Annotated in this window: 22 protein-coding genes and 1 pseudogene; 9 read left to right on the forward strand and 14 right to left on the reverse strand. The window is 45.5% G+C overall.

All coding sequences use genetic code 11. The features are described 5' to 3' along the window. The first annotated feature begins 704 nt into the window (after nt 1-704). Both VM802_RS06420 and VM802_RS06425 read left to right on the forward strand, forming a co-directional pair. Entirely contained in the window at nt 705-1,742 is a 1,038-nt protein-coding gene (locus tag VM802_RS06420; protein WP_325528991.1) for a hypothetical protein, read from the forward strand. Nucleotides 1,743-1,797: 55 nt separating this feature from the next. Further along, nucleotides 1,798-2,160: a VOC family protein gene (locus VM802_RS06425; RefSeq protein ID WP_325528992.1), complete on the forward strand. Its 363-nt coding sequence runs from the start codon at nt 1,798-1,800 to the stop codon at nt 2,158-2,160. 147 nt (nt 2,161-2,307) lie between these two features. On the opposite strand, the gene VM802_RS06430 is transcribed toward VM802_RS06425, so the two are convergent. From VM802_RS06430 to VM802_RS06445, 4 genes are all read right to left on the reverse strand, one after another. Beyond that, nucleotides 2,308-4,092: a RagB/SusD family nutrient uptake outer membrane protein gene (locus VM802_RS06430; protein ID WP_325528993.1), complete on the reverse strand. Its 1,785-nt coding sequence runs from the start codon at nt 4,090-4,092 to the stop codon at nt 2,308-2,310. 25 nt (nt 4,093-4,117) lie between these two features. Further along, the gene (locus VM802_RS06435; RefSeq protein ID WP_325528994.1) at nt 4,118-7,528 is read right to left on the reverse strand and encodes a TonB-dependent receptor; all 3,411 of its coding nucleotides are present in this window, start codon (nt 7,526-7,528) and stop codon (nt 4,118-4,120) included. Nucleotides 7,529-7,622: 94 nt separating this feature from the next. Next, nucleotides 7,623-8,609, reverse strand: a complete 987-nt coding sequence (locus tag VM802_RS06440) for a FecR family protein (RefSeq protein WP_325528995.1) — start codon at nt 8,607-8,609, stop codon at nt 7,623-7,625. A gap of 100 nt (nt 8,610-8,709) precedes the next feature. Then, complete coding sequence (locus VM802_RS06445; protein WP_325528996.1) at nt 8,710-9,270, reverse strand: RNA polymerase sigma-70 factor; 561 nt, start codon at nt 9,268-9,270, stop codon at nt 8,710-8,712. Between the two features lie 288 nt (nt 9,271-9,558). On the opposite strand from VM802_RS06445, the gene VM802_RS06450 reads away from it, so the two are divergent. The 6 genes from VM802_RS06450 to VM802_RS06475 all read left to right on the forward strand — a co-directional run bounded on the left by VM802_RS06450 (nt 9,559) and on the right by VM802_RS06475 (nt 15,598). Next, the gene (locus VM802_RS06450) at nt 9,559-10,587 is read left to right on the forward strand and encodes a hypothetical protein (RefSeq protein ID WP_325528997.1); all 1,029 of its coding nucleotides are present in this window, start codon (nt 9,559-9,561) and stop codon (nt 10,585-10,587) included. Nucleotides 10,588-10,700: 113 nt separating this feature from the next. Then, on the forward strand, nt 10,701-10,889 hold the full coding sequence (locus tag VM802_RS06455; protein ID WP_325528998.1) for a hypothetical protein: 189 nt from the start codon (nt 10,701-10,703) through the stop codon (nt 10,887-10,889). Between the two features lie 341 nt (nt 10,890-11,230). After that, nucleotides 11,231-12,745 carry an alpha-L-fucosidase gene (locus VM802_RS06460; RefSeq protein ID WP_325528999.1) on the forward strand — a complete coding sequence of 505 codons (1,515 nt, stop codon included), beginning with the start codon at nt 11,231-11,233 and terminating at the stop codon, nt 12,743-12,745. A 5-nt stretch (nt 12,746-12,750) separates the two neighbouring features. Continuing rightward, nucleotides 12,751-13,773: a zinc-binding alcohol dehydrogenase family protein gene (locus VM802_RS06465; protein WP_325529000.1), complete on the forward strand. Its 1,023-nt coding sequence runs from the start codon at nt 12,751-12,753 to the stop codon at nt 13,771-13,773. Between the two features lie 41 nt (nt 13,774-13,814). Beyond that, entirely contained in the window at nt 13,815-14,672 is an 858-nt protein-coding gene (locus VM802_RS06470; RefSeq protein ID WP_325529001.1) for an AraC family transcriptional regulator, read from the forward strand. Nucleotides 14,673-14,830: 158 nt separating this feature from the next. After that, the gene (locus VM802_RS06475; RefSeq protein ID WP_325529002.1) at nt 14,831-15,598 is read left to right on the forward strand and encodes a glycoside hydrolase family 16 protein; all 768 of its coding nucleotides are present in this window, start codon (nt 14,831-14,833) and stop codon (nt 15,596-15,598) included. A gap of 13 nt (nt 15,599-15,611) precedes the next feature. On the opposite strand, the gene VM802_RS06480 is transcribed toward VM802_RS06475, so the two are convergent. Genes VM802_RS06480 through VM802_RS06510 form a run of 7 tightly spaced genes read right to left on the reverse strand, consistent with a single transcriptional unit; the run spans nt 15,612 to nt 20,229 of the window. After that, nucleotides 15,612-16,586, reverse strand: a complete 975-nt coding sequence (locus tag VM802_RS06480) for a hypothetical protein (protein WP_325529003.1) — start codon at nt 16,584-16,586, stop codon at nt 15,612-15,614. 29 nt (nt 16,587-16,615) lie between these two features. Then, nucleotides 16,616-17,185 (reverse strand): DUF6620 family protein, encoded by a 570-nt coding sequence (locus VM802_RS06485; RefSeq protein WP_325529004.1) that lies wholly within the window; start codon nt 17,183-17,185, stop codon nt 16,616-16,618. A gap of 6 nt (nt 17,186-17,191) precedes the next feature. After that, on the reverse strand, nt 17,192-18,022 hold the full coding sequence (locus VM802_RS06490) for a hypothetical protein (protein ID WP_325529005.1): 831 nt from the start codon (nt 18,020-18,022) through the stop codon (nt 17,192-17,194). 3 nt (nt 18,023-18,025) lie between these two features. Next, entirely contained in the window at nt 18,026-18,274 is a 249-nt protein-coding gene (locus tag VM802_RS06495) for a hypothetical protein (protein ID WP_325529006.1), read from the reverse strand. A gap of 13 nt (nt 18,275-18,287) precedes the next feature. Further along, entirely contained in the window at nt 18,288-19,241 is a 954-nt protein-coding gene (locus VM802_RS06500; RefSeq protein ID WP_325529007.1) for an SPFH domain-containing protein, read from the reverse strand. A gap of 31 nt (nt 19,242-19,272) precedes the next feature. Then, on the reverse strand, nt 19,273-19,758 hold the full coding sequence (locus VM802_RS06505; RefSeq protein WP_325529008.1) for a hypothetical protein: 486 nt from the start codon (nt 19,756-19,758) through the stop codon (nt 19,273-19,275). Between the two features lie 6 nt (nt 19,759-19,764). Continuing rightward, nucleotides 19,765-20,229, reverse strand: a complete 465-nt coding sequence (locus tag VM802_RS06510) for a hypothetical protein (RefSeq protein WP_325529009.1) — start codon at nt 20,227-20,229, stop codon at nt 19,765-19,767. Between the two features lie 300 nt (nt 20,230-20,529). On the opposite strand from VM802_RS06510, the gene VM802_RS06515 reads away from it, so the two are divergent. Next, the gene (locus VM802_RS06515) at nt 20,530-22,326 is read left to right on the forward strand and encodes a helix-turn-helix transcriptional regulator (protein WP_325529010.1); all 1,797 of its coding nucleotides are present in this window, start codon (nt 20,530-20,532) and stop codon (nt 22,324-22,326) included. Between the two features lie 206 nt (nt 22,327-22,532). Here the strand turns inward: VM802_RS06515 and VM802_RS06520 are convergent, their stop codons facing one another. The 3 genes and pseudogenes from VM802_RS06520 to VM802_RS32320 all read right to left on the reverse strand — a co-directional run. Then, nucleotides 22,533-24,212 carry a GMC oxidoreductase gene (locus VM802_RS06520; protein ID WP_325529011.1) on the reverse strand — a complete coding sequence of 560 codons (1,680 nt, stop codon included), beginning with the start codon at nt 24,210-24,212 and terminating at the stop codon, nt 22,533-22,535. 141 nt (nt 24,213-24,353) lie between these two features. Further along, on the reverse strand, nt 24,354-24,653 hold the full coding sequence (locus VM802_RS32315) for a helix-turn-helix domain-containing protein (protein WP_414647048.1): 300 nt from the start codon (nt 24,651-24,653) through the stop codon (nt 24,354-24,356). Nucleotides 24,654-25,022: 369 nt separating this feature from the next. Continuing rightward, a pseudogene (locus tag VM802_RS32320) lies at nt 25,023-25,244 on the reverse strand (AraC family ligand binding domain-containing protein); the annotation flags it as partial. Nucleotides 25,245-25,396 lie beyond the last annotated feature (152 nt).

Consider the following 25,396-nt stretch of genomic DNA (forward strand, 5'->3'; position numbering starts at 1 on the left):
TCTACATTAATTCAAATGCCCCCGCACACAAGTTCGGAGGCATTTAACACACTGTTACTTCCTGGACAGGAAACAACTTTATATTGAACACTAAAAAAAGCGAACCTTATCGAGCAACAGCTTCAATATCATATGATGTTCACCGTCCTTCTAACAATAGTAAGTCTTTGTCAAAGATCGACATTATTTTCATGTGCTTTCATCCCGGGGGCAGTTATCATTATCCTTAAAACGCAGCTCCACGGGATCTGCAAACTTCACGGAAGCTGACAATACCTTAACATAAAAGCGGACATAATACCGGATCATCTACACAAGTATCCGTGATAAAACACGCAGAGCCAGGGCATATATACCGCACAGGAAATGAATATTCATCACATACATAGTACATCTGACACATTGTATCATCTGCCAGGCGCTGACCGGAGTAGGCACAATCACCTCTCGGCTCCTGCCGGCCACCCATTACTTTTTTTAAATCATTCCGTGTAAGCATTTGAAATCTCTTGCACTCAATGTTCATATACCTATTTTTTTCAGGTTATAAAATATCCAACAACGCTATGAACAAAAACCGACCGGGGAATTATCCTTTTACACAAATCTACTTTCTACTGCTGTATTAAGACTTCAGAAATGTGAATGGACCAATTATAAATCTTACATTACTCCACGAGAATATAACATCAACACTACCTCAGATGATACAATTTATGGTTAAGAAAGTATGCAGCATAATCGCTATTGTCACACTCACTGGTTTAACAGTATCCGCACAATCCACACAGTATGAGCATCAAAGGGATAGCGCGTTCTTTAACGCTGCCAGCAGATGGTTTGAAGCCTGGAAGCTGGTATATAATAGCATATATGCTTTAGATAGTATGAGGCCGGTTGACTTAGTATTTTTCGATGATGCATATGTCTATACTACCTCTGCCATTACTGCGGGTAACGGCGTCCCGGTAAAAGGTCCTACTCTTATGCACCTGCCGCTGCAGTGGAGAAAAGCTCCGCACGATGGCAAACTGACATTACCTGACAGCTCTGTGACGCCGGTTCGGTTAATGTCGTTTGCAGCTGAGCTGCCTGATGCCGGCCACCGGTCCTTTTTTGTGATGCCATTGCCGTCATTCTGGCGAAAAGAGGGGGTGGAAAGTAAGGAGTTAGGTCTGGATAATCTGCTTACGGGCGTTTTCCTTCACGAGTTCTCCCACTCACAGCAGATGCAGAATTTCGGGAAGAAAATAAGTGCTTATGAAAAAGAAAGCGACTTTGGTATTGAATTTAATGATGACATCGTGCAGCATATTTTTAAGAAAGACTCCCTATATCTTCAGCAATTCAATAAAGAGCTACACCATTTTTATAGCTCCGTGCAAGGCAGTAGTCTTGAAAAGGCTGAAGTACGTGAGGGGCTGAAGACCATGAATAATCGGCAGCAGCAATACTTTACAGGTAAGTATCAACATGTTGGAGAGATTGATAATTTCTTTCTGACAATGGAGGGGCTTGGGCAATACTCTATGTATTTATGGATGACGAGTTCAAAGGGTGGAAATATAGCAAGGGACCTGGCTATTAAAGGAATAAGACGTGGCGGCAAATGGTGGTCGCAGGATGAGGGACTGGCACTCTTCCTGATTCTGGACCGATTGGTTGAACCAAGGACGTGGTCAAAAGGGATGTTTGGATATGATATAGTAACAGTGGTTGATCTTATAAACAAAGAGATTTAATAAATCTTAAATTGCAGTGATTAAGGCTCTATTTTTCCAATATAAATTATTTATAATGAACCCAGAATTTAATTGCATCATACCGGTGCTTCCCTCCGCTGATATTGAAAGAGATATAGTATGGTATAGAGACAAAACAGGCTTTGCAGCCGTATTTTGTGATGATATGTATGCGGTTTTAAAACGCGACAATCTGTATCTTCATCTGCAATGGCATGCCGATACAGAAACAGATCCCCTTCTTGGTGGCTCAGTTATCAGGATAGATGTAAATAACATTCAACCACTTTTTGAGGAATTTGTGCAAAGAGGAACGGTTAAGGCTGATGCCTTTAGGTCTGATACCCCCTGGCACTACGCCGAATTTGGTTTTTTTGATCTAAATAATAATGCCATCTTTATTATGGAAAGATTGTAAGTACCCTTTTTTCTGACAACTCTTATAAGCAAGTATAAATTGTAACCTCCAACATAGAAGTGAATTCCGTTAAAACAAGACTAGCGTATAGTAAACAAAAAAGTCGCAGGGCAACCCTGCAACTTTTTTTAAGATGAATATTTCCACTCAGTAGCCGGGGTTTTGTACGATCTTCGGATTCCGGTCTATCACATCCTGCGGCACGGGATTCAGGTACATTTTCTGGGTGAACACATGCGGATGGTTTAGCGGCACAATTTCGTATTTCCATACTCCTGCGTTGTTATCGGGTATAGTATTCGTGATCTTCATGGCATGCTTGTCAACATTCATTACGGTATTGGCGGTTTTCCAGCGGATGATGTCATAGAAGCGTTTGTTCTCAAAACAGAGCTCCACTCTTCTTTCGTGATAAATAGCTGCGCGCATCTCTGCCTGTGATAATCCGGGTGCGATGTCGGGCAAACCGGCCCTTTTGCGGATCTGGTTAACGGCGTTGTATACGGTAGCGTCAGGTCCTGCGGCCTCGTTTTGTGCTTCTGCATATCCGAGTAATACTTCCGCATAGCGGTAGTAAATAAAATTGGCGCCGCTTACTTCGCCACCGCCGGGCCGGACCAGTGGATTGAGCCGTTTTTTAAAGTAGTAGGCCGTGTTACTCACGTCATCGGTTCCAAAATCAATCTGGTTTTTGGAAGGATGTACTTTATCTATGCGGGTGTATATAGTGTCGCTTTTGTCCATCCAGGTCATTTTATACGGTGCGCCGTCGTATACGATCCAGTCGTAGAAGCGTTTCTCGCGCCCTATGTAGGGGTGTTGCGGATCATAGCCGGAAGTGGCGTCGGTGATGGGCTTTCCATTCGCCATATAAAACTGGTCCACCAGTTCCTGGGTGGGGTTGTAATTGCCCCAGGTATAGTATGCGCCATTGATCCACACCGGACCACCATATTGTTCAAAGGAAGATCCCATTATGTTAGCTACTACCTGCCGGTCCCACACTACTTCTGAATTGTATTCATTGGTTTCGTACCAAATGGAGGATGGATCGGGAAACAGTTCGTATACTTTTCCGTTGCCATAGAGATCAATGAACTGTTTGAATGTGGTAGCGGCCCTGCCCCAGCGTTGGGCGTCGTAATTATTGTAGCCGGCAACCTTGTTCGGGTCATTGCCTGCGGCGGGTTGGGCAGCGTTGAAAGCGGGGCTGGCAGCGTATAGTTCAACCCATCCTTTTAAGGCCAGCGCAGCTCCGAGAGTAGCCCGGCCAGCATCTGCATCGGCCTTGTTGTATTTAGCCGGCAGGTAACCATTTTTCGATATGGAATCCAGTTGTGAGGTAATGAAATCTACTGTTTGCGCAAAGGTGCTTCTGGGAGTATAGATGGCGGCGCTGTCCATAGTACGCCGGTCCGCGGGGGCGGTAATAACAGGAAGTCCGCCGACATGCATCCACAACTCGCTGTAAAAGAAAGCGCGGATAAAGCGGGCTTCATCGATTCGCTTTTTCAGCCACTCTGGCGAGAAGTTCGCAGCGTTATTACGCACTGCTGCTATGAAGGTGTTGCATTTGCGGATGTTGGTGAAGGTAGTTGTCCAGTTGGTGAGATCCCCGGAACCGGTGATGCCTCCCCATACAGTATAGTCGTTGGAAGAGGCTTCCACAATACCCTGTTTCCAGTTATAAGAGGTATAATAGTAACCAGCGTCGTTGTCATCAGTGAAGTTATCCAGGTTTTCCGGCTGGTTCCAGTACTTAGGCAATGCGTTGTAAATATCGTTGAGGAAAAGATCGGCATTCCCTTCCGTACTCCACTGGGTGGCATCAGTAAGTTTTGTTTTATCCGTATTTTCCAGGAATTCCTTTTTGCACGATAGTATACTGAACAACAGTATAGCGGCGGCTAACAGATGTATGAACCTAGACATAATATTTTTGTTTAGCTGGATGAATCTAAAAGGTGACATTTACTCCAAATACAAATACCTTCTGGTTAGGATAAGCTGTTTCCAGGTCGGTATAGCCTACTTCCGGGTCCATGAATTTCATTTTGCTGAAGGTGAGCAGGTTTTGTCCGGAGAAATAACAACGGAGGCTTTGCATCTTCATTGCTTTGGAAATATTGGCGGGAAGGGTGTATCCCAGCACGGCGGTTTTTAACCGGAGATAACCCGTTTTCATCATCCAGAAATCAGAACTTTGCGTGTTATTGGCGTTGGGCGACTGGTTCGCACGCGGATACTTTCCGTTGGGTGTGCCAGGTGTCCAGTGGTTGTTATTGTATTCGTAGGCAGAATTACTATTGTTGTTATTAAAAGGTACTGTTTGAAAACCACGGATGTTCAGGCCGGCCAGTGCAGATCCCTGGAAGAACAGGCTAAGGTCAAATCCTTTCCACGAGGCGCTGGGCGTGAAACCGTAGGTGATGAAAGGATACACCGGGTTACCGATTACGGTTTCATCATAGGAGTCTATTTTCCCATCTGGCTTTCCATTGGGGCCACCTATATCTGCGTAACGGATGTCGCCGGGATGAAGCACGCCAAACTGGGCGACGTTGTATCCGTCTTCGCCGTTGATAACACCATCTTTGTTTTTATCATCTGCCAGGGAAAACAATCCCAGCGCGTGATAGCCAAATTGCGTACCGGTGGGCCGGCCTGTTCTGCTACGATTGGGATTATCACGTGTAGCAGCGGTTTCAAATACCTGGATCATTTTATTTTTGGCGTAGCTGAAATTTCCATTGAGGCTAAGTTGCAAGCCATTGACGAAACGATGGCTTGTACCAGCAGAAATATCGATACCACGGTTTTCCATGATGCCCTGGTTTTCATCGGAGAGGTTCAGGCCGTATTCTACAGGCACTGTTACAGCCGGAGGCAGTAGCATGCCCGTTCTTCTTTCATGAAAATAATCTACTTCCAGTGTGAGTAATCCTTTCCATAAAGTGGCGTCTATCCCTATGTCTGTTTTGGTGGATATTTCCCAGGTGATATTGGGGTTGGGTTCCCGGGTAATGCTGGAGCCCTGTACCATACTGCTGTTGCCGAAAGCGTAGGCGTTGCCATATAAATTATAGCCGTTCAGGTACTGAAATGCCATCCCGGCGAGGTTGCCTGATTTTCCCCATGAGCCTCTTAATTTAAGATAGTTCAACGGAGATGGGTGATTCTTCATAAAGTTTTCTTCGGAGATGACCCATCCCGCGGAAAAGGCGGGGAAATAGCCCCAGCGTTTGCCGGGAGCAAAATAGTAGTGGCCATCGTACCGGCCGGCCGCTTCCAAAAGATATTTATGATCGTAGATGTAGCCTACACGATATACAAATCCTAGTTGACTGCCGGTGATTGTGGAACCGTTGTTGTCAAAATCATTTTTGTTGGAGCTACCCATACCCAGCTCGTCGATGTTTACGGCGTAATTATTGCGCCGGGCGGAGAAGCCGGTAGAGTCATTCTTGCGGGCTTCTGCTACCAGCAACCCGGTGAAATCGTGTTTGCCAAAGCTGTTACGATAGTTGACGAACCCCTGGAATGTATAGTACTGGTTTTTTGCATACTCCTGGTTCAGCCAGGTGTATGCAGCAGCACTTCCTTCCGCAGTGGATATCTGTTTCGTATATGTGTAAGGGTTAGTGGACGTATTCTGCGAATAAAAGTAAAACGGAGTATGCCACCCTTTAATTGTAAATTCATTAGGGTCATAGCTGAAGGTTCCTTTTATGCTGAGTCCTTTAATGAAAGGCAGTTGTTGTTCTACGGCAAGTGTAGTAAGCAGGGACGTGGCATCACGGTGGGAGTAGCCTGCATTCAGGATGCCTACCGGCGTGTTACCTGCAAACTCGCCCCACAGCCCATTGCTATAATAAAGATTGGTAATAGGAATCAGTTTGTATGCGCTGCGGAACAGCCGCCCAGGTGTAGTAGCGGCATCTACACTGTTGGTTTTCTGAATGGCGCCGATGAGCGACAGCGATACTGTAGTGGTAGACGTGGCACTTACTTCCATGTTTACGTTATAATCGTAACGTTTGTAATTCACCGGGTCAAACATACCGTCCTGTTTAAGGAAACCGATACCGGCATAGTACCGTATTACTTTGGTACCACCGCTTAGCTGCAGGTTATAGTTTTGAATGGGGGCGCGCATGCGTACCAGGTCTTTGGTGTTGCTGATGGGATATTTGTCCGGATCTTTAGCATGCAGGTCTGCATATGTATTGATGAGATCTTCGGCGAAAGGTTGTTGTGCGCCACCAGGATTTTCATTCATATAGGCTTCATTGCGTAAGCGCATATAGTCCTGTGCATTCAGCATTTTGGGATAATAGGTAGGCGTTTGCCAGCCATAGTATGCGTTGAGCGACAACGAAGGCATACCTGTTTGTCCGCGTTTGGTGGTGATAAGGATTACGCCATTGGCGCCCCCTAATCCATAAGGGGCAACGGCGGCAGCATCTTTCAATACGGTAACAGAAGCGATGGAGCTGGGTGCAATTTCGTTGATGTTATTACGGATGATTCCATCCACTACTATCAACGGCGAGTTGTTGCCGGTAGTGGCAATGCCCCTGATGTGTATATCGGGATTATCCCGACCCGGTTGACCACCATTAGGGCGCATGCTGATGCCGGAAACATTTCCTGCCAGCGAATTGGAAATGTTGGTAACCGGTGATTTTACCAGCTCTTTTCCCTGTACCGCTGCTACAGACGCAGTAGAGGATGTCTTCTTCTGCGTGCCGTAACCCACCACCACTACTTCGTTTAAGCCATTGGAGCTTTCTTTCAGGATAATGTTGATAGGATTGGAGCCGGCTACAATTTCGGTTTGCTCATAACCCACGTAGCTGAATATCAGGGTGACACCGACAGCGGCCTGCAGTTCAAAATGGCCGCTCTCATTGGTTACGGCGCCAATATTGGAACCTTTTACTTTTACAGATACGCCAATGAGCGGATCGCCGTGTTCGTTTTTTACTGTGCCATTTATTTTGAGGACACTTACATGTCCGGATGCTATTACAATAGCATTGTTTTCCATAACAGCGTAATGGAGTGTGGTACCAGTAAAAATTTGAGCAAGCAGTTGTTCTACCGTAGCATTTTCTACATGAATGGATACCGGTGGTTCTTCCGGCAGGATGTCGTCGTTGTAGATAAGCCGGAAATGGCTTTTCTGTTGAATGGTTTTCAGCGCTGTTTTAATGCTGACTTTCTCCAGGGAGATGCTGATTTTCTCCTGGGCGGCAGAAGAAGCGTATGCAGGCATGATGCTGTTGAACAACAAAGCCAGGACGAGTACGCCCAGCAGCCCGCCATGCAGACTTTTATTTAAAGTCCGTATAAACATTATTTTCATAACATGGAAAGTAAGGGGGTGAAGTAAAATATAGTTGTAGGTAGGTAAAGTATTTATGTCATAACATTTATTTTTGAAGATGAAGAATATGGTATCAGTTACTGATGTGGACTTCTTTTCCCCTGATCCGGAAATTAAACGGACGTGATAACTGCAGCATTTTCAATGCCTCATCTATTGTTTCAGTATCGACGATGCCGGAAAACCGCAGTTGCTGCAGGCTGGCAGATTCGAAATAAAAAGTAACGCCGTACCACCGGTTCATTTTAGCTGCCAGTTCGCCAAAGGTTTCATTGTCAAATATCAGCTTATTATTCAACCACGATATTTCGGGGAGCTGACCGTTGCTGTCTTTTTTCAGGTGTTTTTGCTGAAAGATAGTTGCAGCGCCGATTACCGGTATCGTTAGCTTTTCTTCAGGTTGCAATACGACGGTTTTCTCCTGGAACGATACGGCAATTTTGCCACGAACCAACGTGGTGGACACGGCACTGTCTCCTGCGTAGGCTCTCACGTTAAAAGCGGTACCCAGTACACGGATATTAACTTTTCCAGCGTGGATAACAAAAGGAATGCCCTCGCTTTTTGCGATATCAAAAAAAGCTTCCCCGTCAAGTGTGACTTCGCGGTGCTGCTTACCAAATCTGTTCTTTTCAAAATGGAGTTGTGTATTACGATTAAGCCATGCGATGGAGCCATCAGGGAGCGCTACCCTGGACTTCCCGCCGGCAGTGGAGCTGAGTTGCTGCAATGCAGGAGTGGTTGGTCGGATAAGGCGCCACCCAACCCATGCAACAGTGAGTATGGCTGCTGCTGCTGCTGCTGCCACCAGCCTGCGCACAACGGGGGCATGGCGGCGCGCCCGGAGTTGCGGACTCACTGTTTCCCAAATGCGTTCTTTACTATTATGGACGGTGGTTGCCTCGCGTATAGGCGTCTGCCAGATAGAGGCAGCAAGCTCCCGGGAAGCGGTAGCTTCCGGATTATCTTTCAGCAATAAGTCCAGTTCAGCCAGTTCGGCCGGTGAAATCTCGCCGCTGCACTCTTTTCCGAGTAATATCCATATACGGTCGTTGCTCATATTATTATTGAAAATTATTAAGTAAAGGGCGCTCAGGGGTATAAGACAACACGCAGGAGGTAATACCCCCAAAAGGACAGGAATTTTTTTTTAGAGACGATTACTGGCTGTCAGGCAAGGGCGTGATCAGCCATGCTTTCATCTTGGTTAGTTTCTTCAGGGCGATGCCTATCTGGTTTTCCACGGTTTTTATGGAGATATTCAGCAAGACAGCTACCTCCCGGTATTTGAGCCCATCTTCCTTTACAAGTTTAAAGATGAGGCGGCATTGTGGTGGTAGCTCGCTGATGGCCGTGTTAAGGTGCCGCATCATTTCATTACTGATGAGTTGTACTTCGGGGTTTATTTCATATTCCAGTAAGTATGCTTCATCCAGGTGTAGTGTTTTTTTATGTGCATATTTACGGAGATAGTTAAACGCAATGTGGCGGGTGGCTGTATAGAGGTACCATTTCAGGTTGGTTACCTGGTGGAGGCTTTTGTTTTTTTTCCATATGGCAATGAACACATCTGCTACTATTTCTTCCGCCATTTCCCTATTATGAACTATCGCAAGGGCTAAATGCAGCAGTGGAGTACAGAAGCAGTCGTATAATTCTTTAAATGCCTGTGAATCGCCATCGCATATTCTTTTTTGCAATTCGGAAATATCGTCGCGCATGAAAGTAAAAATACCCAAATTATGCAAAAACGCAAATGTAGAGCCCAACAGGGCTGGCTATATGAAAAGCCCTTATATGTGCTGATTCCTACAAGAATGTCGATTTTGTACTATTACCGGTAACAAGAGGGGAGTAAATTGCAGTAACAAATCAATCACCTTAATTTTTAATCCGGAAAGGATATGTCTCCATATAAGCTACGGGTTTTATAAACCTCCCGCTTATCTATCAAGCTCAGTAAAATGCAAGGGCCCAAATCCACATATCATCCTACAAAATTACTCTTTATGAAAAAAGTATTTCTTCTAGCACTTTTCCCTATTTCCCTTTTCTTCGTCTATGCCTGTAATAAGGAAGCAGAAATACAAAAAGCCCCTCCGGCAGCATCACTAAGCTCTCAAAATATGTTGGGGACTATTCACAACCTGGGACTAAGTAGTTTGCTAGGTAGTCCACAAAAAAAAGGGAGTATATATGGGATGACCACATATATTAATTCAGCCGCCGTTCTCAGGCTAAATTCAGCAAGCATATCTACTACTACCGGCACACCAGATTATTCTGCTAGTTCCTTAGGAGAAACATCAAAAACACTAGTACTTCGGAACCCATCTTTCAGCAATCAACAATTTATTATTGATCCTACTTCTACCGCTGCTGTAGATCAATTAATCCAAAACTTTGGTCAGAACAATGTTAAAAACAGGTGGGCCAGCTCATTAAGTCAACCTACAGTTACCAATTTAGTTTCGACCAGAGAGAAATCAATGATAAGTGAGATCACTAATGTATTTAACACATCTTTCTCCACCAACCCCTCAATACAGAATAACTATTTAGCGGTTAAAAGTAAACTGGCAGCTATCAGGAACAAGTATGCCGGTACCATCTTTCTTCCGAATGAAGGAGAACTTTTCTCAGGTTTATTAAGTATTGCAGAATCGTCAAATGAATATTGGAGCAATGAAGGTGCAACGTACGTAAATGCTATTGTCCAATATGATATTACAGCATATGGAAACGGCGGTCCATTTGCCATTATTCAAGATCCGATACGCTCTCAAACGTCGTTTATTACCGCGGATTGTATCGGATACCTTGCTGGTTGGGCATCGGCACTATATTCTGAATATAATTCCAATGGAACTATCAGCATAAAAAACGAGAATCATCGGATAGGACAAGGACTTATTTGGGCGATTGCCGGAAGCGCCGGTGTGCTGCTCAAAGCAGAGGTAAAACGCCCCTTCCTTGGTCTGAATATTAAAGCAGATTCTATTTTTCATAGCATGGACACCTCCCTTATAACCAGGTAATAAGCTGGTATTAATTCCTTGATCAAAGGAACTTCTTATAATGTCACATAAACAGGATGCTAACGCTCAATTTAAATAGCAGAGAGAATTCTTAATATTAAACCTTCATTTTTATGCAAAAAAAACAGCAATCAAACAAGTCACTGGAACTTAGTAAAAAAGTTAATGAGGTACAAAACATGGCATCTATCCAGGGTGGTATGAGAATTTATGATTGGCCGATGTCTGACAATGTAGAGCAGAGACGTATCACTCATTATGCTTCATGGGATTTTTTAAAGATGTATAAAATTCCTAACTGAAACTTAGCGCTTGTTTAGCGTTTCAGCACACTTATCTGAAAGATACAAATGAAGGCTACCTGTCTAAATGCAACCGCTGATTCAGGTAGCTTCTCATGATTCTTATCAAGCCTATTGAATAAATTAACAGAGGGTTTCGTTATTGTACTCCGACTTTAGCGTACCATGTAACAGAACAATGGGGATTAATCAGGATTAATAATAGCAGTCATAGCATTTCATTGGTTCCCGGAGTTTTTCGTGTATCAACACATTCCGGCTAAAAAACAGTAGTAAGCTGTTAATATTAACGACAACAGCCCATGGTGATCGCGCTAATTTTGGGCGCAACAACCACTGTTATGTTAGTATCATCATTTCTGAAGAAGATAGCTGCCGCCGGTATCATCATCGTGACACTGCTGCCTACAGTCAGTGCGCAGCAGCTCCCGGTAAAGCCCGGGCCATACCGGCCAGATACCGCATCATTGAAACAATACCACTACCCTGCCTGGTTCCGGGATGCCAAATTCGGCATATGGTCACATTGGGGGCCACAGGCCGTTCCCCGGATGGGCGATTGGTATGCACGTGGCATGTATGAAGAAGGCAGTGCCAACTATCGTCACCACCTTGCGCACTACGGTCACCCGTCCAAGTTTGGCTATAAAGATATTATCCCGCTATGGAAGGCCGAAAAGTGGGAGCCGGAACGGCTGATGGCGCTTTACAAAAAGGCGGGCGCAAAATATTTTGTGAGTATGGGCAGTCACCACGATAATTTCTTTCTCTGGAACTCCAGGCGTCACAAGTGGAATGCGGTGAACATGGGCCCTCATAAAGATGTAGTGGGTATCTGGCAGCAGGCAGCCCGCAAAGAAGGACTTTATTTTGGGATATCGGAACACCTTGCGGCCAGTTACACCTGGTTCCAGGCGAGTCACCGGGCAGATACCAGCGGCCCCAACAAAGGTATTCCCTATGATGGCGCCAATGCCGCCTATGCCGATCTTTATCATACAAACGCCAGTCCTGGCGACAAAGGCTGGCTTACCACGAACCCCACCTGGATGCAGGAATGGTATGAGGATGTGAAAGAACTTGTAGAGACCTATCATCCGGACTTACTCTACTCCGACAGCGAATTGCCTTTCGGCAACATTGGCCGCAGTATGCTGGCCAACTTCTACAATGATAATATTGCCTTCCACAAAGGCAGGCCCACAGCAGTATACAACTGTAAGCAGCCTTCCGGCGGTATGTGGGTGCAGGACCTGGAAAGAGGCGTACAGGATACCATCAGTCCTTTCCCGTGGCAAACGGATACCTCTATCGGCGACTGGTACTACCGCACCGGGCAGCCATACAAAAGCGCTACCGATGTGATACGTATGCTGGTGGATATTGTCAGCAAGAATGGTAACCTGTTGCTTAATATTGTGCAGACACCGGAAGGCGAAGTAGAACCTGACCTGCTGCAAACGCTCGACGACATAGGCAACTGGATGGCCATCAACGGAGAAGGTATTTATGGCAGCCGCCCCTGGAAAGTATTTGGCGAAAGGCCGGCGAGCGCCGCCAATATCAAAGCCGGGAACTTCAATGAGGGGAAGCTGGCATATACCGCAGAGGACATCCGGTTTACTGTTAAAGGGAATGACCTTTATGCCTATGTACTGGACACCCCGGGTGATGAAATACGCATCCGCTCCCTCGGCCGTCATTCACAGCTGAACAATAAAAAAATTACCCATATCAAAATATTGGGTAGCGAAGAAAAGATAAAGTGGAAAGAAGAGAACGATGCGCTTGTGATTTACCGTCCGGCACAACTACCTGCCGGTAAAGTGACCGGCATCCGTTTGTCACTCAAATAATCATCATGATGAAAATACTGACCTGCCCCTCTCCGGGCTGCTGGGAATATAAAGAGGCGGCCATGCCTGTAGCACAGGCCGGGGAGGCTATCATAAAAATAAAAAGGATTGGCGTCTGTGGAACAGACCTGCATGCTTTTAATGGCACTCAACCTTATTTCGAATATCCAAGAACGTTAGGGCACGAGTTATCTGGCGAGTTGCTGAAAACAGACGGTGTTACCAGCCTTCAGCCCGGTGATACCGTTACGGTAATTCCATATTTTCATTGCGGCCACTGTCTTGCCTGCCGCTCTGGCAAGCCTAATTGCTGTGTTACTGTGAAAGTGCTAGGTGTGCATATCGATGGCGGCATGCAGGAATATATAAAAGTACCTGCTTCCGCCCTTGTGCAGGGGCAAGGTTTGCACGTTGATGAACTGGCGCTGGTTGAGCCACTTGCTATCGGCCTTCATGGCATTCGCAGGGCTGCTATTCAGCGGGGAGAGTATGTGCTGGTGATGGGCGCAGGACCTATTGGTCTGGCGGCCATAACATTCGCGCAGATTGCCGGCGCCCGTGTTATTGCTATGGATATACATCCGCAGCGGCTCCATTTCTGCCAGCAGCGGCTTAACGTATCCCACGTGCTCAACACAGCAACCGACGATGTGACAGCACAGCTGCAAGAGATCACCGGCGGAGATATGGCTGCCGTGGTGATAGATGCCACAGGTCATCTTGCAGCCATCAACAAAGGATTGTATTATCTGGGACACGGCGGCCGCTATGTGTTGATCGGTCTGCAAAAGGAAGCACTGGTATTCAGTCACCCCGAATTCCATAAACGGGAAACGACGCTGATGAGCAGCAGGAATGCTACGCGTACAGATTTTGAACAGGTGATTGACTATATCAGTAATGGGATTATAGATCCGCTGGCATACGTTACCCACTATGCTGCTTTTGATGACGTGCCAAGCCTTTTCGACACACTCACCACACCAGGAAGCAGCGCCATCAAAGGTTTGGTGCGGATAAGTGATTAATTACGACGGATATTGATTACTTTTGGACTTTCTCCACGGTTATGAAGGCAATATTAAAAAAGGTTTCCACACCACCGGAGTGTTCCTTTACCGTCAGAAGGGATATTGGTGAACGCATGCTTAATATCTGGCACTACCATCCTGAACTGGAATTGCTGTATATCAGGAAAAGCAGCGGCACCTGGCTGATAGGTGACTATATTGGTCCGTTTCAGGGTGGAGATATTGTACTGATTGGCGCTCACCTTCCCCACTCTTTCCAGCATGAAGATATCTATATCAATGCAACCAGTGAAACACCGGGAGAAGCTATTGTAGCCTTGTTCAATGAAGAGATCACCGGTATTGCTACACTGCCGGAGATGAAGAAAGTGCAACAGTTACTGCAACTGTCAAAGCGGGGTATCAGGACCGGCAACAGCATCAGCAGCCAGGTAGCAGCCATCATGGAAGAGATGCCGGCACAGGCGCCAGGTCAAAGGCTTCTCACTTTGTATCATATACTGTACCTCATTGCAGAGAGCGGCGACTATGAGATGCTCTCCAGCGAGGGCTTCCACTACAAGCCACTTCCCGGCGACAGCCAACGGCTGAAGGTACTCATTGAACATATGCATAAGCACTTCCTGAATAAACCTTCTCTTGAAGATGCCGCCGCCATGGTGCATATGACCCCTACTGCCTTTTGCCGTTATTTTAAAAATAAAACAGGTAAAACATTCGTCGGTTTTCTTACTCAGCTCAGGATCGCCTATGCCTGCCAGCTGCTTATCAACACCGATAATACTATTACGGAGATCTGTTATGAATGCGGATACAATACCCTCTCCCACTTCATTAATATGTTCAAGCTGATAACAGGTAAAAAGCCGCTGGAATACAAAAATTATTTCCGCTGAAACATTGTCCTGTTTAGTTAAAAAATGGGAGCTTACGTTATCCGCAGTAGCTAAATTGTTACATTCGGTGCGTACATCTAAAAATCCACTTTATGATTTTCAGCCACTACATCCTTTTATTTCTCGCATTATCCTGTGAAGGGATTTTTATAAGCAATATGGCAGAAAGGAATCAGCCCGGACATGCTGCGCGTCCCAGAGCAGTATCACCGCAAATTGCGCAACACCCTATCTGGGTAGAAGATTTTAATCAGGCAGGCGGCATGGATACTACTATATGGTCAAAGATTCCCAAGGGATCAGCAGACTGGGACAGGCATATGAGCAATAATAACAGCTGTTATGCTATGCGTAATGGTAAGCTTATTCTCCGGGGAATTGTAAACCCTGATAAAACCACTGATCCCAGACCGTATTTAACAGGAGGCGTTTATACGAAGGGAAAACTGGATTTCAGTTATGGCCGCATCGAGATCAATGCGAAATTAAATACAGCCAAGGGAGCCTGGCCGGCTTTCTGGATGCTGGCATCCGCCGGCCAATACCCTTATGGTGGAGAGATCGATATTATGGAACATCTGAACTATGATAGTCTCGTTTATCAAACGATTCACACAAAATATACTTTGGAACATGGTAACCCAAATATTCCCCAGCGTTTTGCCACTGTTCCTATAGACATTAATAAGTTCAATACCTATGCGATTGAGAAATACCGGGACAGCATTGTTTTCTATGTGAATCATCAACGATCATTCGCCTATCTGCGTACACTGGTTAACCAGTTCCCGTTTGCAGCTGCCAATCACTACCTGTTGCTTGATATGCAGCTGGGTGGTTCATGGGTAGGTTCCATAGATCCGAAAACATTACCGGTAGAAATGGAGATCGACTGGGTAAAATTCTATCCACTTGACAAAAAATAGTTCCTGTGATGTTCTATTTTACTACCATCCCGGTTATTCCCCCTATTATATCATTCAGGCTTACCGGCTTTCCATTTTCCCAATAGGTGGCTATGCCATCAAGGTAACCAGCCACATAGACCTTATCTCCTGCTACAGTGATGGCTTTTACGCCAGCACCTGCGGCCTCGTTTCCATTGGTTAGCCGGATGGGGGTTTTGTTCTTCCAGTAAACAACGATATTATTACCGGCCTGGTTTCTGTCGATCCCAGCAACATATACATCGTTGCCAGACACAGTGATGGCGTTTGCCCGGCAACCGTCCGGGAGGATGACCGGTTCTCCGTTTTTCCAGTACATGGCCACTTCTTTCCCCGCTGCATTGATTTCAAAACCGGCTACATACACATCACTACCAGATATGGCGATCGCATTGGCTTCGGAATTTCTTTTACCATCAGTAAGCACCTTTGCATTCCCGTTTTTCCAACAGGTGGCGACATATTCTCCCTGATCATTTGCCTGGTAACCGACAATATACACATCATTTCCGCTGACAGTAACGTCAGATAGCTTAGTATCTTCTCCCAATGAGGTGGCTGTTCCATTTTTCCAGTACATGGCCAGTTTCCCATTGTTTCCAATCACATGCACATCCGGGCCGGATACGCAAATAGCTACTGCTTTTGCATAAGTTTTCCCGTTCGTGAGAATGACTGCTTTCTTGTTCTTCCAATAGGTGGCAACAGGTTCACCTGCGTTGTTATATTGGTAACCGGCAACATACTCATCATTGCCGGATACAGCAATTGCCGACGCCCCTGCCTTTGTTTTACCATCTGTCAACTGTATCAATTGTCCATTCTTCCAGTAGGTAAGGCCTGTTTCTTTACCGGAATAGTCGTCATATACCAGTAATAACGCAGGAGAAGACTGTGCCCGAAGAATGGACACCGTAGCCAATAACAATAACAACAGGCCTGCCGACCGCTTCATCTTTCTGATCATACTTTATTTTTTATATTAAACAGGCGGGATCAGAAGCTGATATCATCCGCGAGGTTTCCTCCCTGCGCCGCAGCAAACAACTGCTGGTACTTTGTTCTGTAGGCATCCTGCTGCTGGTTATATCCTGCATAGTTAGCCTGAATGTCCTGATGGATCTGATCACTCCATTTAGAAGCGGCGATCTGAAAATCTCCGACCGGGATTCCGTAATTATCCATGATCCACTGTGCACCATCGAGACCATATTCGTAAGCTACTTGTCTTGCCACTTCCAGTTCTTGATAAAAATCTTTATCTGCTTTGATTTTATCTATGTTACCGGTTCCTTCAGCAGAAACGGCCGGCTTCAGGTTCAGGAATTTCGGATGTTGGTCTGCCTCGCCAAAATACTGACCGAAGAGTGTTATTATATGGTAGGTAGCATCCTGTTTCATTCTTTCAGGCCAGAGGAGGTTGGCTTCCTGCCACACCGGAAGCTCTACTCCCAGTGCTTTTGCGACTTCTTCCTCGCTTAAACCGCTACCTATTTTTGCGCAGGCGGCGCTGTAATCTTCTAATGTAATACCGTGAATGGGTGCTAATAATGGATTTTCAGACATGTTATCTTATTTTAGTTTATTGATTAAATGATCATTCAGCAGGCGCTGATAAAATTTTTCATTTTCTCCGGCCATATCAGGTACGATTTTATTCCATTCGTCAAACATGGCGCGGAGGTATTGTTTGTAGAGCGTCTCATTCTTTGGCACACTTTCTTCATAGGCGTGGAGCAAGTGAGCCGTGCGTTGTTCTGCAAGGCTGCGCGCCTGATGTAACACCAGTTGTGCACCGGTGGAAGGCATGAAAGTATTCTGTGTTTTGCAAAACGGGCAGTTGACGTATGTGGCAATGAAAAACATCTGTGGGATGGTGATATTACCACCACATTGTTTACAACTGAATTTATCCCGGATGTTTTCAAATATGGTCAGCTCCTCACGATATATAGCTTCGAGGTCTTGCTCCCCTGCAGCCTTTTGTAGTAAGGTGATATGGTGGTTTAGCTTTTCATCGAAGAGATGATACCGGTCTGAGCAAGCCATCCTGAAAGCATACAGCGCATTGTGGTATTCCTGGCCTGCGTTGGAGGTAATGGCAGGAAGTGTTGCTTCCGCGGCGGATACAAAGCAGAAAATATTCTCTTCTCTGGCTTCGTTGGCTTTGTGGCGCATCTGGTTTATCTGTCCGAGCAGCCCTTGCAACATATGACCATGCGCCCGTTTATAGGGGTCATTATCCTGGTTAAACAGATCTCTCAGCTCCGGGATGGCCGCCGTGCTCATTTCTTCCATGCGGGCTTCCAGCTTGCCCAGGAAGGTGAACCAACGCTCCTGCGTTTCCCTGATTTTCTCCAACAGGGCGGGGTTATTATATTTCTTTTGAAATAAACTGAACATCTGCTATGAGTTATTTTCCTTTTTTATGTGCACACCATCTGTGAGCTTTACATCCATAAAGACAAAACCGCAATAGGCGCATGCAGTAAGCCCGTGCTGGTAAGCGCGTCCGGCGCCACATTCGGGGCAGTCGCGCACTTTCATTTTAGCGTCTTCCTTTACAACCTCTCCGCCGTAATTTTCCTGAGTGGCCGCCTTCTGCTTCAGGCGTTCCAGGTAGGTGAGCGTACGTTTGTTTTCTTCCTGGCTCATATGGGTATCTGTATTACAGGAGTTTTAATAGTTCTTCTTTTTTGGCAGTGTACTCTGTTTCCGTGATCAACTGCGCATCAAAGAGGTCCTTCAATTTTTTCAGCCGCACCGTAACATCGTCAGTGGGTGATGTATTAACGGGCGCGGGCGCGGAAGCTCCTGCATTCATTATCATGCCGAAAGCGACAGCTTGTCGTGCAGCATCTCCGATTTCTGAACGTTCTTTATCCATTGCATTGGCTACACTGAACTGCGAATATTTATTCATATCCGTGACCATGTTCATGCCCGTAATTTTATCATACTGTTTAAGTACATCTTCGGGCAGGGTGATACTGGTAATTGTAAACATCGTTACTTCCAGTCCGAAAGCTGTAAAACATGGCTGGATCAGTGGTTGTATTTTTTCATTCAGTGCAGAAATGCTGCCTACTGCATCTATAACGGCAATATTTGCCTGTGCCAGGGCCTCTGCGAATTTGGGCGCAATAAAGTCGCGCAGCTGCCATTCCAGTTCTGTAATAGTGAGCAAGGGGTAAGTGCCTGCATATTCCCGGAAGAACCGTCCGACGTCAGCGATACGTACATTATAGGTACCGAAAGCCCGGACGCGCACCTGCCCGAAGGCGGGATCTCTCATCAATACCGGTGCAGGTGTGCCCCATTTGAGGTTTACAAACTGGTGGGTGTTGAAAAAATACACATCTGCCTTGAACGGGCTTTCAAAGCCGTGCTTCCAGCCCCGCAACCGTGTGAGTATGGGGATATTCCTGGTTTCAAGGGAATGTTTTCCGGCGGGGAATACATCTGCCAGCTGGCCTTCATTCAGCAAAAGCGCGTGCTGGCTTTCCCGTACAGTTAATACTGCTCCGCTCTTAATCTCCTTATCTGCATCTGCGAACTTCCACATTAACAGATTTGGATCGGGTGTTACAGATTCGATGATCTCTATAAAGGGCAATGCCATACTCAGGAGTTTAAATAACTGTGGTCAATAATCATGCGGGAATACGCAGTAAGTCTTCTATGACTCCCAGGATTTCCTTTTCAAACTGCTCCTGCTCTGCCCGTCCTTTGCGGTTATCAGAGAAATAATCACTGATAGGGTAATATTTGCCATACCTGTTGTTCTTACAAGCAACAGCATAGCAAATCCCTTCGGGAATATCCACGGTAGTGATACAAGCTTCCTCAAAAGCCAGCAACTTATGTCGAAACAGGAAGGGGTATTTTTTGTATATCGTTTTCTGATGGTGGTTAAAAATGATGCTGATCCTGGCTTTGAAAAAGTAATCAAAGATGAACCATAGGATACTTATACCCAGGATCGAGTAAAAAATGTATTTATACTTTACCGGAACATCCACGAAGAAAGCGACGGGTAAGAGCAGGGCGTAAATCAGCCATAGGATATTATACTTCTTATATTGTGTAAGATATGGCTGGATACTTATCCCCTCCTGGCCCTGGTTAAAATTGTACATAAGGCATTAGTTTTGGGTGACTCCCATGATTTCCATGAGCTCATCGGACATTTTCTGAAAGGGCCGGGCTGTGAAGAAATATGCAGAAAGTGCCACTTGTTTATTACCGCGGTCGGTAACAAAGTTCATGAACCCCTGGGCAATGAGTGTAAAGCCCATTGTTTGTTTATTGACCCAGAAACCATCAAAGTCTTTGAAGTTATACTTCTTTTCCGGGAAGATCATTCCTGTTTTATTGGTTACAATTTTCTGCTCTGTGTCGAGGCTTACTTTGCTTCCCAGGCGGAGAACGCCTATTAGTACCATTATCAGGCCTAAAATAATCCCTATTGTTTTGCCAGGTGCGTTAATATTGTTGATACTACAGAGTATTGCGATAAGCATACCCATTGCGATGATAAAATACTTCATAGTATGATTCTCCTTTACGGTAAATGTTTGTCCGTCTTGTGAGAAATATTTGTAATTCATGGCTGAGAAGATTTGGTATTCAGGGCTTTTATTGTTGCCTGGGCAAATTTGCTGATAATGATGCGCTGTTTCAAATCCGTTCCCCCTACAGTGTGTCTACACTGCAAAAAAGAGACGTCTACAATTCGTCTACCCATCCAATAATAATTTGATAAACAAATATTTATAAATACAAATAATACACAAATCATGGATTTCTACTGTTCCACTTTTGCGGATTTGTCGTAATTTGTTCCGATGAAGGGATTGCTATTTAAACTTTGTTTATGCCTCTGTATTTGTGGGTGGTCATTAGGGATCATGGCACAGACTTTATGGTCTGACAGCCTGCAATCAGTTATTGATGGCCCGGGATTAAATAAGAAAGAAAAGCCAGCCTTGTTGAATCAACTGGCAGAAATACACAGGGTTAGTAAGAACTATGCAGTGGCGATGGCCAGGGCGCAGCAGAGTGCCTCCATAGCGTTACAGGATAAGAACTTTACAGAAGCGGTTAAAGCCTATGCAATGCAGGCGAATATCAAAACCAATACCCATGATTTGTCTACCCTTAAGCGGACGAGCGATAGCGCCTTACTGATTGCACACCAGGCCGGCACTCCCCTTGCCATGGCCTATGGTTACTATGCACAGGTATTGTTATATCAGGCGTTGGATAATAATGAAAACGTCGTCAAATATTGCCAGCTGGGCTTGAAGGAGCTGGAAAAGGTTCCCGATCCCTATCTTGCCGCTAAAATATATTACCGGCTATATGTAGTTCATGCTGCCTGGAATAATGAAGACAAGGTAAATATCTATGCCCGGAAAGCTATAGACAATGCCCTACAGACAACAGATTACAACCTGGTAAGCAATTGCTATGCGTCATTGGCTGTAGCGTATGAATATAATTATAACGCCTCCAATAACAGAGCAGCGCTGGACAGTTCATTATTCTATCTGACCAAATCTGCTATGCTTTACCGGGCGTATCCGGGTCGGGTAGCGGACAACACCTACGCCATCACCTGTATCAACCTTGCCAGCAGCTATCTGAAATATTTCCCTGAAACAGATAAAAAAGCCCGGGCGCAGGCCATCTATTACGCTACTACTGCAAGGACGGTATTGAAAAACACCGCCAATTGCCAGGATGTAATAGCCAGCAGTCTGGGTATTCTCAGTGAATATGCCAAACGTGAAGGCAACAACGCGCAGGTAGAGAGCTACCTCCGGGAGGCGTATAAAGTAATGAAGACGGCGGAAGCTCCAGCTAATCATACAATGCTCAATGTGACCCAGGCACTGGCAAGCTTCTACGAGCAGCAGGGCGACTACCGGGAGGCATTAGCGTTTCAAAAAGAGGTGACGGCGTACAATAATAAAAATTTTAACCAGGAGGCGGCGCTCAATTCACAAAAGCTGGAAATACAATATGAGACAGAAAAAAAAAACAGTGAAATGCAGATGCTGAAGGAGCGGGAAAGCAGCCGCAGGATACAGAACTATCTATATGCCTGTATTGCGCTGGCTTCTTTCCTCGGGTTATTATTCATGTTCCGGTCTTATCATTTCCGGTTGCGCTACTCCCTGCAACGTGAGAAGCAACTGGAGCTGGAAAAACAGGACTCAGCATTGCAGATAAAACTGGAAAAAGAAGAACAGGCAAGGCTGAAGGTCGAACAACAACTGATGGAAGCCCAACAACAGCAACTGAAAAAAGAGGTCATGGCCAATATGCTGCAGCTGGAGCATAAGAATAAGATGCTGCTGAATATAAAAGACAGGCTCACAGAAGGTGATCCCGTAAACATACAAAAGATACTGAAGGAAGAAATAGTGCTTGATAACGACTTTGAACGTGCAAAACGGGAGATTCAACAAGTGCATCCTGACTTTTTCAACCTGCTTTATAATAAATCACAAAAGAAACTTACCCTGCTTGATCTGAAGTTCTGCGCTTACTTGTATCTCAAAATGGACACCCGGCAAATTTCCCAGCTGATGCACATAGAGCCAAAGAGCGTGCGTATGAGTCGCTACAGGATCAAACAGAAGTTAGGGCTGGACAAAGAAGAAGACCTCAATGTTTTCCTGCAGGGACTGGGTAGTTAGGAAATAGAAATTACCGGTATTCTCCGCATTTAAGGGGTGAACATTTTAAAATTTGACTATCTGGTATTCCCAAAAGCATTAAAGCCACACGAATCAAACGATTCATGCAGCTTTAATTTTAGTGGAATTTTAAAATGTCCCTCTCAACGGAAGGATCAAGTGCTTTATATTGCCCGAAACCGATAGGTATCGGAGCGTTTTTAGTTTCAGAGGTTCATTTTTTTAAGCTCCTTCACTGCATAATCAGCTGCTCTGGCGGTTAAAGCCATATAGGTAAGCGATGGGTTCTGGCAGGCGGAGGAAGTCATACAGGCACCGTCTGTTACAAAAACATTCTTACAATCCCATACCTGATTAAACTCATTCAATACAGATGTTTTGGCATCCCGGCCCATTCTCGCTGTTCCCATTTCGTGTATTCCGTGCCCGATGGCATGCCCGCTGTCCCAGGTTTTGATGTTCTTCACACCTGCGGCCTCAAACATAGCGCTCAGCTCCTGCACGATGTCTTTTCTCATTTTCAGTTCGTTGTCCTTCAATTCAGCGTCCATTGCAAGCACCGGCAATCCCCATTTGTCTTTTTTGTTCTTATCCAGGAAGATTTTATTCTCATGGTAAGGAAGGATTTCACCGAATCCGGTGGCTCCTATTGACCATCCTCCCGGCTCCATCAATGCTTCTTTAAAAGCGGCGCCGATACTCAGTTCTGCCACATCCCTGCTCCATCCTGTGCGGCTGGCCCCACCCTGGAAACCGAACCCGCGAAGGTAATCCCGTTTATCTCCAAAGAGATTAACGAAGCGCGGAATATAAAACCCGTTTGCCCGGCGGCCGAAATAATACTTGTCTTCATATCCCTCCACGGTACCGCTGGCACCCAGGTTATAATGATGGTCCATGACATTGTGCCCCAGCTCTCCGCTGCTGCTGCCAAGGCCACCCGGCCATATATCTGTTGCAGAGTTGAACAATACCCAGGCTGAGTTTAACGCCGAAGCGCACAGAAACACAATCCTGGAATGGAACTCCTGTGTTTTATTCGTTTCTGCATCTACGATCTCCACGCCTTTAGCCTTACGGGTATCCTTATCGTATAAGATACGTGTTACGATGGACCAGGGCCGTACTGTAAGGTTACCAGTTTTTATGGCCGCAGGCAGCGTAGATGACTGTGTACTGAAATAGCCGCCAAACGGACAACCTTCCCAGCATCGGTTCCTGAACTGGCATTTCGTGCGGCCGGGGATAGGCGCCGTTAAATTGGCTACCCGTCCTATAATAAGATGGCGTTTGTCTTTATAAGATGCTTTGATCCTTGCAGCAACATCTTTCTCCACGCAGTTCAGATCCATCGGAGGAAGGAACTCTCCGTCGGGTAACTGCGGCAGCCCTTCTTTTGAACCACTGATACCTGCAAATTTCTCTACATAATCATACCAAGGCGCTATGTCTTTGTACCGGATAGGCCAGTCTGCGCCAACACCGTCTTTTGCATTGGCTTCGAAATCAAAATCGCTCCAACGATAGCTCTGGCGCCCCCATAAGATAGAGCGCCCGCCCAGCTGGTAACTCCTCCACCAGGTAAAAGGCTTTATCTCGGTATATGGGCAATCTTCTTCGTTTGCCCAATAATCCATCACCTGTTCTGCGGCAGCCCATCCACGATGAATAACCGGATATTTCTCCCTTTGCTCCTGCGTGGTTCTTCCCCTGTGAGGCAATTCCCAAATGGCTTTCCCGGCAGAAGTATAGTCTTTTACGTGTTCGAAATTCCGGCCCCGTTCCAGTAACAGTACTTTTAATCCTTTTTCAGTGAGTTCCTTTGCGGCCCACCCACCGCTAATACCCGAACCAACCACAATAGCATCGTAGATATTCTCTGGCATGGTATAAGTTTAAAATTCAGGATAAACGCTACTTCTAAAGTGGTTGTAAAAGTATTCCAAAGGCAAGAGGCTTGCTACCAGTATATTCTGGAAAACCTAAAGGATTTTAATAAAACGTACGGGATGGACAATCAGCCGGGTTTATTCTTTAATCTCCCGGTTGTCGAGGGAGAATGTCGCTCCCCGCTGCGCGCTGAGAAAAGTTTTTCTGTAGTCGGATGGATTCATGTTGTGAAACCTGTGGAACAAGCTGTTAAAATGCGCGAGTGTATTGAATCCGCTTTCATAACATATACTGGTGATACTCTCCTGTGAATCGGTTAGAAGCCTGCATGCATAGCCGATCCTCATTTCGTTCAAAAAGTCAATGTATCTTTTTTTGGTGCTCTTCTTAAAATAGTTACAAAAGGCCGGAACACTCAATCCTGCCACACTTGCCACTTCAGCTATTGAAATCTGTCGTCTGAAGTTCTCCAAAGTAAACTGGAAAATCTGATCAATGCGTTCCCTGTTCTTTACATTCAATTCTTTTACTTCTTGTGTAGAAAGTGTTTCATATTCTCCGGATTCCGCAATCATGTTAAGGCACGCACACAATGATATTAAGCGCTTAAATCCCGTTTCGTTTTCCAGGGAAATGATCATGGGTTTCAGAAGGGCCTTTGTTTTACCGGTAATTTTCAGACCTTGCAGAGCAGTGTGAAACAGCTTCAACAAAGAACTGCTCTCTGGTAACTTCAGGAAGTCTTCTCCCCAGAAGTTTTCTTTAAAATGAACAACCACTGCGCTTGTAATGAGCTCTCCACTTTTCTGAAACGTATGTGGAAGATTGGCTCCAAGGAAAAAAACATCATCTTCTTCAAACGGGCCAACGTGATTACCGATAAAGCTCACACCAGCACCTTCTTTGAAGAGAATCAGCTCCAATTCCACATGCTGATGCCACGGTACTTCAAACTTAGGCGTGCGATGCGTTCTTGCAACAAAAGACGTATTCTCCGACAGCGGAAGCTTTTCTATCAGCACTCTCATCTTAAAGGATATTAGACATTAGGACACCTAAAATTACATCTTTTTTATTAAAATACTTTAAGTATCCGATAAAATACTAAGATTTCAACAGTCGATGGTGACCAGAACGGGGCTAATTGAACTTTTCCTTGATCGTTGTGAAAATTTTCGTA

It is taken from the genome of Chitinophaga sp. (genome assembly GCF_035538455.1).
GTDB lineage: Bacteria > Bacteroidota > Bacteroidia > Chitinophagales > Chitinophagaceae > Chitinophaga.